The sequence below is a fragment of the Streptococcus sp. VTCC 12905 genome (assembly GCF_049893385.1).
In the GTDB taxonomy this organism is placed as follows: domain Bacteria; phylum Bacillota; class Bacilli; order Lactobacillales; family Streptococcaceae; genus Streptococcus; species Streptococcus suis_AA.
In genome coordinates, this window is the sequence record NZ_JBMVJC010000011.1 from 1 (window position 1) to 12534 (window position 12534).

Below are 12534 nucleotides of genomic sequence, written 5' to 3' on the forward strand. Positions count from 1 at the left end.
AAAGCTCTATGAATTCGTTTATGGGAAATATAATCACGTAAGACCACATCGTGCAAACGGTGGACTTACACCTTATGCTGCACGATGTCGTGCAGCGTAAGAAATTTTATACACTAGTGTTACAAAAATGCTTGACTAGGTCACTTTTTCTTTCTTTAATAAAAAATGTAATTGTATAGTTGGACGACTTTCTGAAAGGTCCAAGTGTCTAGCTGTTTGATTTTACTAGCATTTCTTGCTCTGAAATCAAAGGTATATAACTGCATTGGATTGACAGCGCCATTTACCTTATCCGGAATGATAGGGACAGATAGTCCGCGCCTTTCCAAGTTCTTTGCGCCATGTGTAATCGGACAGACAGCAACAAATCCTGTTGCCTGACTATACTTTTGCCTAGAGACAACAAGCGCTGGCCTGCGTTTCTGGATTTCTTTTCCAAGTGAGGGGTCAAAGTCGAACCAGATGATGTCTTGTTTTTGTGATATGTACTTATCCTTCATTGTCAAGCAAGACTACTCCTTCAAAGTGATTGTCGATGATGAAGGGTTCAATATTGTCAAATGGATTAGGAATTTTAGGTGCAAGCACAATGACATTATTCACACCTTTGTAAACGATGAACTCTTTCACTTCTTCAATATTCAAATCTTTTGGAATGGTAATTGCTAGAGAATTTCCAACTTTTCGAGTTTTAACAGAGTTCATGTGTATCCCTCCCTGGTACACACTGAGTATCTACCAAATGAAATATGAAGGCAAATTGAAAGAAATGGAGCATATCGAATGATTAATAGCTACAAAGGGTTTAAATACAGGATATTCGAAGAATCCTAAAGTCGGGACAATTTGATTTATTAAGGACCCTGAGTAACTATCTCTTAAAGAAAGCTCTGGCTTTTTGACTGCCGTCTGTGCTATGGTATAATCTTCATATGAAAAAGATTAGTGATTTAGGTTTAACGGGTCGAAAGCTGGTTGGCGAGGGGCTGATTCTTGTCATCATTGGTATTGGCTTTCTGATTGCTGGCTGGCAATTTCCAGGGTTGATTTTGCGTTTTATTCACGCTGGGTTATTCTTCTTAGCTCTTTATGAATTGAGCATGATTTTCTTCAGAAAGAATAATTCAAATGAAAGTATTTTAGCTTTGGTGGGCAAGGCTGTTTTGTTTGGCATTCTAGCTAGTATTGACTTGGCCGTTCAGATTCCCTTGTATTTTGCGGCGATATTTATTGGTATATACCAGCTGTTTACAGCGGTGATTAATTTTATTACCTATTATTTGCATCGAAAAGATCAGGTTGAACCGAGGCTTCGTTTTTTGATAGATGGGATTTGGTTGTCCATTCTAGGCGTGGCGTCTTTGTTTGTTTCTGGGACTCAACTAGTTGTCCAGACCTTTATCATTGGGAGCTACCTTGTGTTATATGGATTGACTAATCTACGTGATGGATTCATTTTTGAAGAAGCAGTCGAGCAGCAACGTCCCAAGCGTCATCTTCGAGTGACTCTTCCCTTGTTCATGGCTGCTCTCATTCCTCGACTGACCCTGCAACGGATCAACGACTTTCTAGCAGACAATAAAGGTCAGACGCCACAGTCCGTTTATAATGGTCACAAAGACATTGCGACAGTACCCTCACTAGAAGTCTTCATTCATGTGGGTGAGGAAGGCTTTGGTGTGGTAGGGCATGTGGATCTGAGTTATAAGGGACGGGTCTATGGCTACGGCTCTTATGATGTCTTGTCGGAACGTCTGGGTGGGGCGATTGGTGATGGTGTTTTATTTAAAGCTGAGCGCCAAGCCTATATTGACTTTTGTACCCAAGAGGGGATGACCATACTTGGTTACCAGATGGTGTTGAGTCCTGAGCAAGAGGCAGCTATTGAAGAACGGTTGGATGAGATTGACAAGTTGTTGGTGCCTTGGAATCCAAGTTCTGAAAAAGTATCAAAAACCGCAGATGGACAAGCGATTGAAATGTACGCCTATCGTATCAAAGAAGAAATCGGTGCTGAGTTATTTAAATTTAGAAAATCGAAATTCAAAACCTATTTTGTCCTATCCACCAACTGTGTCCTTTTGGCAGACTCAGTCATTGGACAAGCGGGCACGGACATCCTTGGCATTCGAGGGTTTATCGCCCCTGGTACCTATCAAACCTATCTGGATCAAGAATATGAAAAACCACATAGTATGGTTGTTGCTAAGAACATTTATTATCGCAAAGAAAAATCCTAGTTTTTGCTAGGTTTTTCTATTTGATCAGGCGTCCATCTAGCTAAAAATATCAATATATTTACGCACCAAAATTGGTGCAAAAATGTTTTTTGTGTTATAATAAAAATATATACGAGGAGGTCTATATCTATGATTGGAGACAACATCAAGTCACTACGTCGAACACATGATTTAACACAACCAGAATTTGCGAAAATAGTTGGTATTTCACGCAATAGCTTAAGTCGTTATGAAAATGGAACCAGCACCGTTTCTACAGAACTCATCGACCGCATTTGTCAAAAATTTAACGTCTCTTATGTCGATATTATAGGGGAGGATAAGATGTTAACACCTGTTGAAGATTACCAACTGACTTTAAAAGTAGAAGTGATAAAAGAACGTGGAGCAGCCGTTTTATCACAGCTTTATAGATACCAGGATAGTCAGGATATTGCTTTTGATGATGCATCCAACCCTTGGATTCTCATGAGTGATGACTTGGCCGAATTGATCCATACGAAAATATACCTTGTCGATACATTCGATGAAATTGAGCGTTACAATGGCTATTTAGATGGCATTGAGCGGATGTTAGACATGGTGCATCATCGGGTGGTGGCTTAATGAGATTGGAAGAATTTAGTGAGGCTGACTTTCAGAAGGCCTTGCAGCGAACCATTCGGGCTTTAACCCGAGGAAAGGTGATTCCAGATCGACCGAAAGCTATCTTGCTTGGAGGACAAAGCGGGGCAGGTAAGACAACTATTCATCGTATCAAGCAAAAAGAATTTCAAGGTAATATCATTATCATAGATGGTGACAGCTACCGTTCTCAACATCCCAATTACCTAGCCCTGCAAGAAAAGTATGGCAAGGACAGCGTGGACTATACCAAGGGATTTGCAGGAAAGATGGTAGAGTACCTGATTGACGAACTCAGCACGCAGGGTTATCATTTGCTGATTGAAGCAACCTTACAAACCACTCGAGTTCCTCGTCAGATTGCTCAATTATTAGCTTCTAAAGGTTACCAAGTTTCTTTAGCTGTGATTGGTACCAAACCAGAGCTTTCTTATCTCAGCACCTTGATTCGTTACGAAGAGCTTTATGCCATAGATCCCAATCAGGCCAGGGCAACACCAAAAGAACACCATGATGAGATTGTTGAGAACTTGGTTGATAACTTGAAGGAGTTAGAAAGTGAGCAACTCTTTGACCAGATTCAGATTTATCAAAGAGACAGGACTTGTATCTACGATTCTGAAACGGATGAAGGTTCTGCAGCAGAAGTTCTTCAAAACTGCCTTTTCGGGGAATGGAGTAAAGTTGAGGATGATATGATGAAGGCAGGACAGGAACGGTTGAGGGAGTTGAGGGAGAAGTAAAAGAGGATGAGCTATAATTATTCCATTACTATGGCATACTCTATTGTTAATTAGTGTGAATAAAATAAGGTCTAACTTTGTAGAGTTTCCAGTTGAAATTATTAGTTTTAATGAATTACAATCGCGTAATATCGGCTAAAGATTCAGAATTAATAGATCTATAAAAAACATAAGGTTGTGCAAAAACTAGTAGCCATTAATTATTAACACTGAAGGATTGCTTTGTTTAATATGTATCACTTTGGAATGTGAAGCCAAATACAAAGCCACAAAAAAGCATACACTACACAATTTTTCAGTCAATAAAGCTCTCTAAACGTTGATATGACAGCGTTTATGGAGCTTTTTCTGCTTTTTAACTGATAAACTTTGAAAAATCCTAGTTTTTGCTAGGATTTTCTATTTGATCAGGCGTCCATATACCGCAAAATCCCTGATTTCATGCTATAATAGTTCTATGGATAAAAACAAGTTATTATTAATTGATGGCTCTTCTGTAGCCTTTCGTGCTTTCTTTGCACTCTATCATCAAATCGATCGGTTTAAGAGTCCGACTGGTCTTCATACCAACGCCATTTATGGTTTCCACCTGATGTTGGATCACATGATGAAGCGGATTGAGCCGACTCACATTTTGGTGGCATTTGATGCAGGAAAGACAACTTTCCGAACAGAGATGTTTGCGGACTATAAGGCAGGTCGTGCCAAAACTCCAGACGAGTTCCGTGAGCAATTTCCCTTTATCCGCCAGATGCTCGATGCCATGGGGATTAAGCACTATGAGCTGAGCCAGTACGAAGCCGACGATATTATCGGTACTTTGGATAAAATGGCAGAGCAGACAGATATTCCTTTCGATGTGACCATTGTCAGCGGTGATAAAGACTTGATTCAGCTGACGGATGAAAACACCGTTGTGGAAATTTCCAAGAAAGGGGTTGCCGAGTTCGAAGAATTTACCCCTGCCTACCTCATGGAAAAAATGGGCATCACGCCAACACAGTTTATTGACCTCAAAGCCCTCATGGGAGATAAGTCCGATAACATCCCTGGGGTGACCAAAATCGGTGAAAAGACAGGTCTGAAGCTTCTAACTGAGTTTGGTTCCTTGGAAGGAATTTATGAACATATCGATAGTATGAAGGCTTCCAAAATGAAGGAAAACTTGATTGCGGATAAGGAGAAGGCCTTTCTATCTCGGACTCTTGCGACCATCGATACGCAGGCACCGATTGAAATTGGTTTGGATGACATTGTTTACCAAGGTCCACGGATTGAGGAGTTGGGTCAGTTTTATGATGATATGGGCTTCAAACAGTTACGGGCCCAGCTAGGCACGACGAACACGCAAGAGGAAGAAGTACTGGATTTTCAAATCGTATCCGAAGTCAGCTCTGCTATGTTCAAAAAAGACCAATTCTTTTACTTTGAAATCTTGGGGGAGAATTACCACCGAGAAGAGGTGGTTGGTCTGGCTTGGGGGGACAAGGATGGTATCTATGTTGGTGGACCTGAGCTCTTGGATAGTCCGGTATTGAAGGATTTTCTGGAACACCAGCCTATCAAAACCTATGATTTCAAGCGTGGTAAGGTTTTGCTTGCTCGTAAAGGGATTGATTTACCACCTGCAACTTTTGATAGCCGACTCGCCAAGTATTTGCTTTCGACAGTTGACGACAATGCGCTGACAACCATCGCCCATCTCTATGGACAGACCAGCTTGATTCCTGACGAGGCCATTTACGGCAAAGGTGCGAAATTGGCTCTGCCTGAGCGTGATGTATTCTTCCCACATTTGGCCCGCAAGGTGCAGGTCTTGATGGAGACAGAAGCAGCGATGTTGGCCAAGTTAGAGGAAAACCAGCAGTCTGATCTTCTCTTTGAGATGGAGTTGCCGCTTGCTAATGTCTTAGCCAAGATGGAAATTGCTGGAATCAAGGTAAAAGTAGAGACCTTAAAAGCCATGCAGGCTGAAAATGAAGTCTTAATTGAGCAGTTGACCAAGGAAATCTATGAGTTGGCTGGTCAAGAATTTAATATCAATTCGCCTAAGCAATTAGGGACTGTTCTCTTTGAGGATATGGGATTGCCCTTGGAATACACCAAGAAAACCAAGACAGGCTATTCTACAGCGGTGGATGTCTTGGAACGGTTGGCCCCGATCGCCCCAATTGTTTCAAAAATTTTGGACTACCGTCAGATTACCAAGCTTCAGTCTACCTATGTTATCGGCTTACAGGATGCCATTTTAGAAGATGGTAAGATCCATACCCGCTATGTGCAGGATTTGACGCAGACAGGTCGTCTCTCATCGACGGATCCAAACCTGCAAAATATTCCTGTTCGTCTAGAACAAGGTCGTTTGATTCGGAAGGCATTTGTTCCTTCGCTTGAAAATAGTGTCCTCTTGGCATCGGACTATTCACAGATTGAATTGCGTGTATTGGCCCATATTTCCCAAGACCAACACTTGATTGAAGCCTTCCAACAGGGTGCTGACATTCATACGTCAACAGCCATGCGTGTTTTTGGGATTGAAAAGGCAGAGGATGTGACGCCAAATGATCGTCGGAATGCCAAGGCTGTCAACTTTGGTGTGGTGTATGGAATTTCTGATTTCGGTCTTTCCAACAACCTTGGAATTTCCCGTAAGGAAGCCAAAAACTATATTGACACGTATTTTGAACGTTTCCCTGGTATCAAAAACTACATGGAAAACATTGTGCGAGAAGCCCGTGATAAGGGCTACGTAGAAACGCTCTACAAGCGTCGTCGAGAATTGCCAGATATCAACTCTCGGAATTTCAATGTCCGTAATTTCGCGGAGCGGACGGCCATCAACTCACCGATTCAGGGTTCGGCCGCAGACATTCTCAAAGTAGCCATGATCAATCTTGATAAGGCACTGACAGACGCTGGTCTTTCGACCCGTATGCTCTTGCAGGTACACGATGAGATTGTCTTAGAAGTGCCAATGGCAGAGCTGGAAACAGTAAAAGCTATGGTCAAGGAGACCATGGAGTCGGCCATTCAGTTGTCAGTTCCCTTGATTGCGGATGAAAATGAAGGTGAGACTTGGTACGAAGCCAAATAAGTTAAAGGAAGTAAATCGATGAAGAAATCACTTGTACTGATGGGATTACTGAGTTTGTTTCTCACTGCATGTGGTGGTAAGGAACAAACGAGTTCAAGTCAACAGTCGAGTTCATCAGGAGAAGAATTCTCAGCCACCTTGCCTATTTTACAGGAGAAAGAAGATACAAGTAACGAAAAGTTAGATGTCTTGGCCAATGCAGAAACCAATGTTGTCAACCCAAATCCACCAGCGGATGAGACGCAAAAAGCCCACAAGATTCATGCGGCCAACAATGGTATAGCTGAACAGGATGAAAATGGAAATATTAAAGAGTATTTTCGTTATTACGATGTTCCATCAACATGGACGATTAATGTGGAAAACACCGAAGATGAGACTCTTATGGCTGTCTATGATGTGAAAGAAGGTGCCAGTACCTTTATGGTTCAGCTTTATAATATCAACGCCTTCAACCAATCTCCATTAGAAGATGGCCGCAATATGACCATGGACGAGCTGGCCGAACGCATGAAAGAGACCAATCACGATTTTTCAGAAGATACGATTGTTCAGATTGCAGGTCAGGAATGGCAGGTTGGTCGTCAGATTTTGGAGGACCAGAAATTAGCACGTTTAACTTTTTATCGAATGGAATCAACTGGTGCTTATGATGATTCTGTTGTGGTTGGTGCAATATATTATTCGCTGGATCCTGGACTTGATATGGATCGCACTTTGTTGAAAAAAGCTATAGGTCAATTGAAGGATGTTGTATATCAGATTTCTAAAAAGTAAGATGGCTTTGAAAGTTATTGATAATCTTTCAGATTAAGGAGAATTATATGACGTACGCATTTCAAAATCCTAGTCAGGATACTATTTTCGACTATCTTAAAGAAGCTAAAACCATCGCAGTAGTTGGTTTATCCAATCGGGAAGAAACAGCAGCCTATCGGGTTTCTAGGATCATGCAGGACGCTGGTTATCGGATTATTCCAGTAAATCCACGGTCTACTGGAGAAACAATTCTTGGTGAGACTGTTTATGCAAGTCTCAAAGATATTCCTCTTTCCATCGATATTGTTAATGTCTTTAGACGGAGTGAATTTCTCCCAGACGTTGCTCGTGAATTCATTGAAACAGATGCTAAAATTTTCTGGGCTCAACTCGGTTTGGAAAGTCAAGAAGCTGAGGAAATCCTTCGTCAGGCAGGTCGAGACCAGATTGTCATGAACCGATGCATTAAGATTGAATACCAAAAGATGATTGGAGAATAAATTCATACTTTTCGAAAATCAGAAGAGACCTTGTTGACTTATTTTCATTGAGTATCAGTTTCGGTGAAAAAAATATAGTCGAATGAATTAGCTTTCAGACAAGGAACTGAGGTGCAGACAGTACTATTGTACGGCAAACCGAAAGTGACGATGTATCAAAGTTAATTCAAAAGACTACAAAAGCTATAGAATCTTGGTGAATCCCTCTTAAGGGGAAGAGGCCAGTTCTATAGCTTTTTCACTTTTTCATTGCAAAAAACCGAGCACGGTTGGCTCGGTTGGTGGTTTATGATTGCCAGATGGTTTTAGTTGATTGCTGCAAGAAGGGCATCTGCTTGTTTTGCAAGTTGAGCTTCATCAACAGGTGCACCAATTGTTGCAAGAGTGAATTCATCAACCAAAGTAGTACGGATAAATGGAAGTAGTTTGCGGTATTCAACAGCTGCTTCGTCTTGGTGTGCAAATGATGAGATTGATACAGTAACAACTTTTTCGTTGATTGCTGAAACACCAGTTGTGTCAGAAAGATCGAGTGCACGGCTAAGCCAGTCAAGAAGGTTTCTTACTGAACCTGGAATGCCAGCGTTGTATACTGGTGAGAAAATCCAGATAGCATCAGCAGCCAATACCGCTGCACGAGCTGCTTTAACAGCTGCAGGTGCATCAGCTTCAAGATCTTGTGAGAATACAGGAACATCTTTCCAATCTAAGTAAGCAACAGTTGCTTTTCCTTCAAGTGCTTTTTCAGCAGATTTTGCCAATTCAGCAGAGAATGCACCCTCACGAAGAGAACCAACTAAAAATAATACGTTTGCCATAATGTAAATAGCTCCTTAAATAATGTGATAGTAATAGTATACATCATATATCACTAGTTAGCAATAATTATGAACCTAATTTTTAAATTTTTTCAAAATCTCAGCTAGCTGAACTTGTTCTTCTTGACTGAGTACAGAAAAGAGTTCCCCTACATGAGCATAGTGATCAGGTAGGATTTTCTCAATGGTTTCTCGTCCATAAGGTGTCAGACCAATTCGAAAGGCTCTTCTATCCTTGCAATCGATGGTTTTGGAAATGTAGCCTTCTCGAATCATATTTTTGATGACCACTGTCATGTTTCCAGATGTGCTCAGCAATTTATCGATTAGGTCCTGAATTCTCAAATCGCCCTTGTTGTAGAGTGCCTCCAATACTCCAAATTGGGCAACTGTCAGTCCATATTTTCTGATGGTTTCCATTTCTTTTTTTGAAATAGTATTTGCTGCTCTCCGAAAAACGACAAGGCTGTGTAAGGCATGTTTATTTTCGTTTAATGATTTTTCTACGCTATTCATACGAATATTTTAGCAATATTTACATTGATTGGCAAGTGATTTCCTAAAAAATAGAAAGGTATACTTGAATATTTTTTGTAAAATTTCCATTTGAATTTCTAGAAAAAATAGCATTGCAAGGTGATTTGTAGTATAATAGGGCTACTATGGAAAAAAAATTCAGTCGTCTCTTGGCATTTGCTCGTGGCCGTTTGGGTCAATGTCTTATTGGTTTTTTTGTTCTTGCATTCAGTGTTATCTTTTTGATCCTCTACGTTTGGGAGCAGTCTTCTCGTCCTTTTGAGGAGGCTAGAGTTGGGGCGCAACAGATTGCACAGCAATATGCGGATGTGAGTCAGGTGGATGACTTTGCAATCTATAATGGTACGGAAACTTATTATAGCTTGAAAGGTAAGGATAAGAGCGGAGATGAGGTATATGTGTTGATACCAAGTTCTTCGTCCACTATTTATGTCTATCCAGTTGGGGCAGGGATCACAAAGGAAGAAGCGCAAGCGATTGCTCAAGAAAATGGTGCAAAAACGGCTGATCGAACCATTCTAGGCTATAGGGATGGCAAACCGATTTGGGAAGTCAAATCGGGGACAGCCTATTATTTGGTGGATTTTGAAACAGGTGACTTTGTCAAGATGGAGGGATTATGAGCAAGTTATCAAGACGTGTCTTAGAGATGGAAGAAAGTGTGACCTTGGCTGCTGGGGCGCGTGCGAAAGCACTCAAGGCTGAGGGCCGCGATATTTTAGAATTAACGCTGGGGGAACCAGATTTTGTTACTCCTAAAAATATTCAAGAAGCAGCTATTCAAGCCATCGAAAATGGCAAGGCTAGTTTTTATACAGTAGCTTCTGGTCTTCCAGAGTTGAAAGATGCGGTAAATACTTACTTTGAGAAGTTCTATGGATACTCTATTCAACGCAATCAAGTAGTAGTGGGCACGGGTGCCAAGTTTATTCTCTATGCTTTCTTTGCAGCAGTCATCAATCCAGGTGACGAGGTTCTCGTTCCAACACCTTACTGGGTTTCATATGCAGACCAAATCAAGATGAATGAAGGGGTGCCAGTCTTTGTAACTGCGACGGAAGAGCATCATTTCAAGGTTACAGTTGATCAGCTAGAAGCAGCTCGGACTGACAAGACCAAGGTCCTCTTGCTCAATAGTCCATCCAATCCTACGGGTATGATTTATAGTCGCGAAGAATTGGAAGCTATTGGTGATTGGGCTGTAGAACATGATTTGTTGATCTTGGCGGATGATATTTACGGTCGTTTGGTATATAACGGTAATACCTTTACACCGATTTCTAGTATTTCAGAGAGCATTCGTCAACAGACCATTGTTATCAATGGTGTTGCAAAAGCCTATGCCATGACGGGTTGGCGGGTTGGTTACGCAGTAGGTAATCCAGAAATTATCGCGGCTATGGGTAAAATTATCGGTCAAACGACTTCAAACCTGACTACTGTTGCCCAATACGCGGCCATTGAAGCCTTCACAGGTCCCCAAGATACGGTAGAGACCATGCGTCAAGCTTTTGAAGAACGACTCAATACCATCTATCCCTTGCTTGCTGAGGTGCCTGGTTTTGAAGTGGTCAAACCTGAGGGAGCCTTTTATCTCTTCCCAAATGTGAAAAAAGCTATGGAAATGAAAGGCTTTACAGACGTAACGGAGTTTACGACAGCCATTTTGGAAGAAGTCGGTGTGGCTTTGGTAACTGGTGCAGGTTTTGGTGCTCCTGAGAATATTCGTCTCAGCTATGCGACAGATATGGATACGCTAAAGGAAGCGGTCGCTCGTTTACATACATTTATGAAAAAATAAAAAGAGGAAATAGAATGTCTAGAAAATTGATTACGATTAACCAAGTGAAAGATTACGTGGGTCAGGAAGTGACCATTGGTGCCTGGGTTGCCAACAAGTCAGGTAAAGGGAAATTGGCCTTCTTACAATTACGTGATGGAACAGCTTTCTTCCAAGCAGTTGCTTTTAAGCCAAACTTCATTGAAAAATTCGGTGAAGAAGCTGGTACAGAGAAGTTTGATATGGCGAAACGGTTGAGCCAAGAAACTTCTGTATATGTGACAGGGATTGTGAAGGAAGACGAACGTTCTAAGTTTGGTTATGAGTTGGATGTGACAGACCTTGAAGTGATCGGTGAGTCACAAGATTATCCAATTACGCCTAAAGAACATGGTACAGACTTCCTTATGGATAACCGTCACCTTTGGTTGCGCTCTCGTAAACAAGTTGCCATCCAGCAAATCCGTAATGCCATCATCTATGCAACCTATGAATTCTTTGAAAAAAATGGCTTTATCAAGTTTGATAGCCCAATCTTGTCAGGAAATGCGGCAGAAGATTCGACAGAATTGTTTGAAACAGACTACTTTGGTCAACCTGCTTACTTGAGCCAATCAGGTCAGCTTTACCTTGAAGCTGGTGCCATGGCTCTTGGTCGTGTCTTCGACTTTGGTCCTGTTTTCCGTGCGGAAAAATCAAAAACTCGCCGTCACTTGACAGAATTTTGGATGATGGATGCGGAATACTCATTCCTCAGCCATGATGAGTCACTTGACTTGCAAGAAGCTTATGTCAAAGCTTTGATTCAGGGTGCCATCGACCGAGCTCCTCAAGCCTTGGAGACTCTTGAGCGTGATGTAGATGCCCTTAAACGCTACATTGCAGAACCATTCAAACGCTTAACTTATGATGATGCCATTACCCTTCTGCAAGAGCATGAAGCGGATGAAGATACAGACTACGAACACATCGAGCATGGTGATGACTTTGGTTCACCTCATGAAACATGGATTTCAAATTACTTTGGTGTACCAACCTTTGTTGTGAACTATCCAGCTAGCTTTAAAGCTTTCTATATGAAACCAGTTCCTGGCAACCCAGAACGTGTGCTCTGTGCAGACTTGCTTGCTCCAGAAGGCTACGGTGAAATCATTGGCGGTTCAATGCGTGAAGACAACTATGATGCCTTGGTAGCGAAAATGGATGAACTTGGTATGGACAAGTCGGAATATGACTTCTACCTTGATCTTCGTAAATACGGTTCCGTACCACACGGTGGTTTCGGTATTGGTATCGAACGCATGGTAACTTTCGTAGCAGGTACAAAACATATCCGTGAAGCGATTCCGTTCCCGAGAATGTTGCACCGCTTGCATCCGTAATACAGTCGTTCAGTTTTTCTTTTATTACGTCGTTAACTCGCTTTGCCGTACCTTAGT

General features: G+C 41.6%; 13 protein-coding genes. 9 read left to right on the forward strand and 4 right to left on the reverse strand.

The genetic code is table 11. From position 1 onward, the window contains the following. Positions 1-155: 155 nt before the first annotated feature. Positions 156-500, reverse strand: a complete 345-nt coding sequence (locus tag ACPC58_RS05255) for a type II toxin-antitoxin system PemK/MazF family toxin (RefSeq protein ID WP_434065484.1) — start codon at positions 498-500, stop codon at positions 156-158. Beyond that, positions 490-705: a type II toxin-antitoxin system PemI/MazE family antitoxin gene (gene mazE, locus ACPC58_RS05260; RefSeq protein WP_434065454.1), complete on the reverse strand. Its 216-nt coding sequence runs from the start codon at positions 703-705 to the stop codon at positions 490-492. Before mazE ends, ACPC58_RS05255 begins: the two co-directional genes overlap by 11 nt. Before the next feature lie 227 nt (positions 706-932). Here mazE and ACPC58_RS05265 point away from each other — a divergent pair, with 227 nt between their 5' ends. The 6 genes from ACPC58_RS05265 to ACPC58_RS05290 all read left to right on the forward strand — a co-directional run bounded on the left by ACPC58_RS05265 (position 933) and on the right by ACPC58_RS05290 (position 7960). After that, complete coding sequence (locus tag ACPC58_RS05265; RefSeq protein ID WP_434065455.1) at positions 933-2240, forward strand: hypothetical protein; 1308 nt, start codon at positions 933-935, stop codon at positions 2238-2240. A gap of 129 nt (positions 2241-2369) precedes the next feature. Beyond that, a complete protein-coding gene (gene pezA / locus ACPC58_RS05270) occupies positions 2370-2846 on the forward strand; it encodes a type II toxin-antitoxin system antitoxin PezA (protein WP_434065456.1) in 477 nt (158 codons plus the stop codon). Beyond that, positions 2846-3607 carry a type II toxin-antitoxin system toxin PezT gene (pezT, locus tag ACPC58_RS05275; RefSeq protein WP_434065457.1) on the forward strand — a complete coding sequence of 254 codons (762 nt, stop codon included), beginning with the start codon at positions 2846-2848 and terminating at the stop codon, positions 3605-3607. The genes pezA and pezT overlap by 1 nt, the downstream gene beginning before the upstream one ends. Before the next feature lie 457 nt (positions 3608-4064). Then, positions 4065-6701, forward strand: a complete 2637-nt coding sequence (gene polA / locus ACPC58_RS05280; RefSeq protein ID WP_434065458.1) for a DNA polymerase I — start codon at positions 4065-4067, stop codon at positions 6699-6701. Between the two features lie 18 nt (positions 6702-6719). Beyond that, a complete protein-coding gene (locus tag ACPC58_RS05285) occupies positions 6720-7478 on the forward strand; it encodes a glucose-6-phosphate isomerase (RefSeq protein WP_434065459.1) in 759 nt (252 codons plus the stop codon). A gap of 47 nt (positions 7479-7525) precedes the next feature. Continuing rightward, positions 7526-7960, forward strand: coding sequence for a CoA-binding protein (locus tag ACPC58_RS05290; RefSeq protein WP_434065460.1), 435 nt, complete (start codon positions 7526-7528; stop codon positions 7958-7960). Between the two features lie 305 nt (positions 7961-8265). Here the strand turns inward: ACPC58_RS05290 and ACPC58_RS05295 are convergent, their stop codons facing one another. Together ACPC58_RS05295 and ACPC58_RS05300 are read right to left on the reverse strand one after the other, a co-directional pair. Then, positions 8266-8778: an NADPH-dependent FMN reductase gene (locus ACPC58_RS05295; RefSeq protein WP_277843927.1), complete on the reverse strand. Its 513-nt coding sequence runs from the start codon at positions 8776-8778 to the stop codon at positions 8266-8268. Positions 8779-8853: 75 nt separating this feature from the next. Continuing rightward, positions 8854-9294, reverse strand: coding sequence for a MarR family winged helix-turn-helix transcriptional regulator (locus tag ACPC58_RS05300; RefSeq protein WP_130554934.1), 441 nt, complete (start codon positions 9292-9294; stop codon positions 8854-8856). A gap of 146 nt (positions 9295-9440) precedes the next feature. On the opposite strand from ACPC58_RS05300, the gene ACPC58_RS05305 reads away from it, so the two are divergent. From ACPC58_RS05305 to asnS, 3 genes are read left to right on the forward strand one after another with little or no spacing between them, the layout of a single operon-like run. Further along, positions 9441-9938, forward strand: a complete 498-nt coding sequence (locus ACPC58_RS05305; protein ID WP_418126605.1) for a DUF5590 domain-containing protein — start codon at positions 9441-9443, stop codon at positions 9936-9938. After that, positions 9935-11116: a pyridoxal phosphate-dependent aminotransferase gene (locus ACPC58_RS05310; protein WP_434065461.1), complete on the forward strand. Its 1182-nt coding sequence runs from the start codon at positions 9935-9937 to the stop codon at positions 11114-11116. Before ACPC58_RS05305 ends, ACPC58_RS05310 begins: the two co-directional genes overlap by 4 nt. Before the next feature lie 14 nt (positions 11117-11130). Then, on the forward strand, positions 11131-12477 hold the full coding sequence (gene asnS / locus ACPC58_RS05315) for an asparagine--tRNA ligase (protein WP_130554937.1): 1347 nt from the start codon (positions 11131-11133) through the stop codon (positions 12475-12477). Positions 12478-12534: the final 57 nt, after the last annotated feature.

What these genes read in the sequence shown, in the direction of transcription:
- ACPC58_RS05300 (WP_130554934.1), bottom strand. Translation starts at nt 9,294, where the DNA reads ATGAATAGCGTAGAAAAATCATTAAACGAAAATAAACATGCCTTACAC.
- ACPC58_RS05310 (WP_434065461.1), top strand. Translation starts at nt 9,935, where the DNA reads ATGAGCAAGTTATCAAGACGTGTCTTAGAGATGGAAGAAAGTGTGACC.
- pezA (WP_434065456.1), top strand. Translation starts at nt 2,370, where the DNA reads ATGATTGGAGACAACATCAAGTCACTACGTCGAACACATGATTTAACA.
- ACPC58_RS05265 (WP_434065455.1), top strand. Translation starts at nt 933, where the DNA reads ATGAAAAAGATTAGTGATTTAGGTTTAACGGGTCGAAAGCTGGTTGGC.
- mazE (WP_434065454.1), bottom strand. Translation starts at nt 705, where the DNA reads ATGAACTCTGTTAAAACTCGAAAAGTTGGAAATTCTCTAGCAATTACC.
- polA (WP_434065458.1), top strand. Translation starts at nt 4,065, where the DNA reads ATGGATAAAAACAAGTTATTATTAATTGATGGCTCTTCTGTAGCCTTT.
- asnS (WP_130554937.1), top strand. Translation starts at nt 11,131, where the DNA reads ATGTCTAGAAAATTGATTACGATTAACCAAGTGAAAGATTACGTGGGT.
- ACPC58_RS05295 (WP_277843927.1), bottom strand. Translation starts at nt 8,778, where the DNA reads ATGGCAAACGTATTATTTTTAGTTGGTTCTCTTCGTGAGGGTGCATTC.
- pezT (WP_434065457.1), top strand. Translation starts at nt 2,846, where the DNA reads ATGAGATTGGAAGAATTTAGTGAGGCTGACTTTCAGAAGGCCTTGCAG.
- ACPC58_RS05255 (WP_434065484.1), bottom strand. Translation starts at nt 500, where the DNA reads ATGAAGGATAAGTACATATCACAAAAACAAGACATCATCTGGTTCGAC.
- ACPC58_RS05305 (WP_418126605.1), top strand. Translation starts at nt 9,441, where the DNA reads ATGGAAAAAAAATTCAGTCGTCTCTTGGCATTTGCTCGTGGCCGTTTG.
- ACPC58_RS05285 (WP_434065459.1), top strand. Translation starts at nt 6,720, where the DNA reads ATGAAGAAATCACTTGTACTGATGGGATTACTGAGTTTGTTTCTCACT.
- ACPC58_RS05290 (WP_434065460.1), top strand. Translation starts at nt 7,526, where the DNA reads ATGACGTACGCATTTCAAAATCCTAGTCAGGATACTATTTTCGACTAT.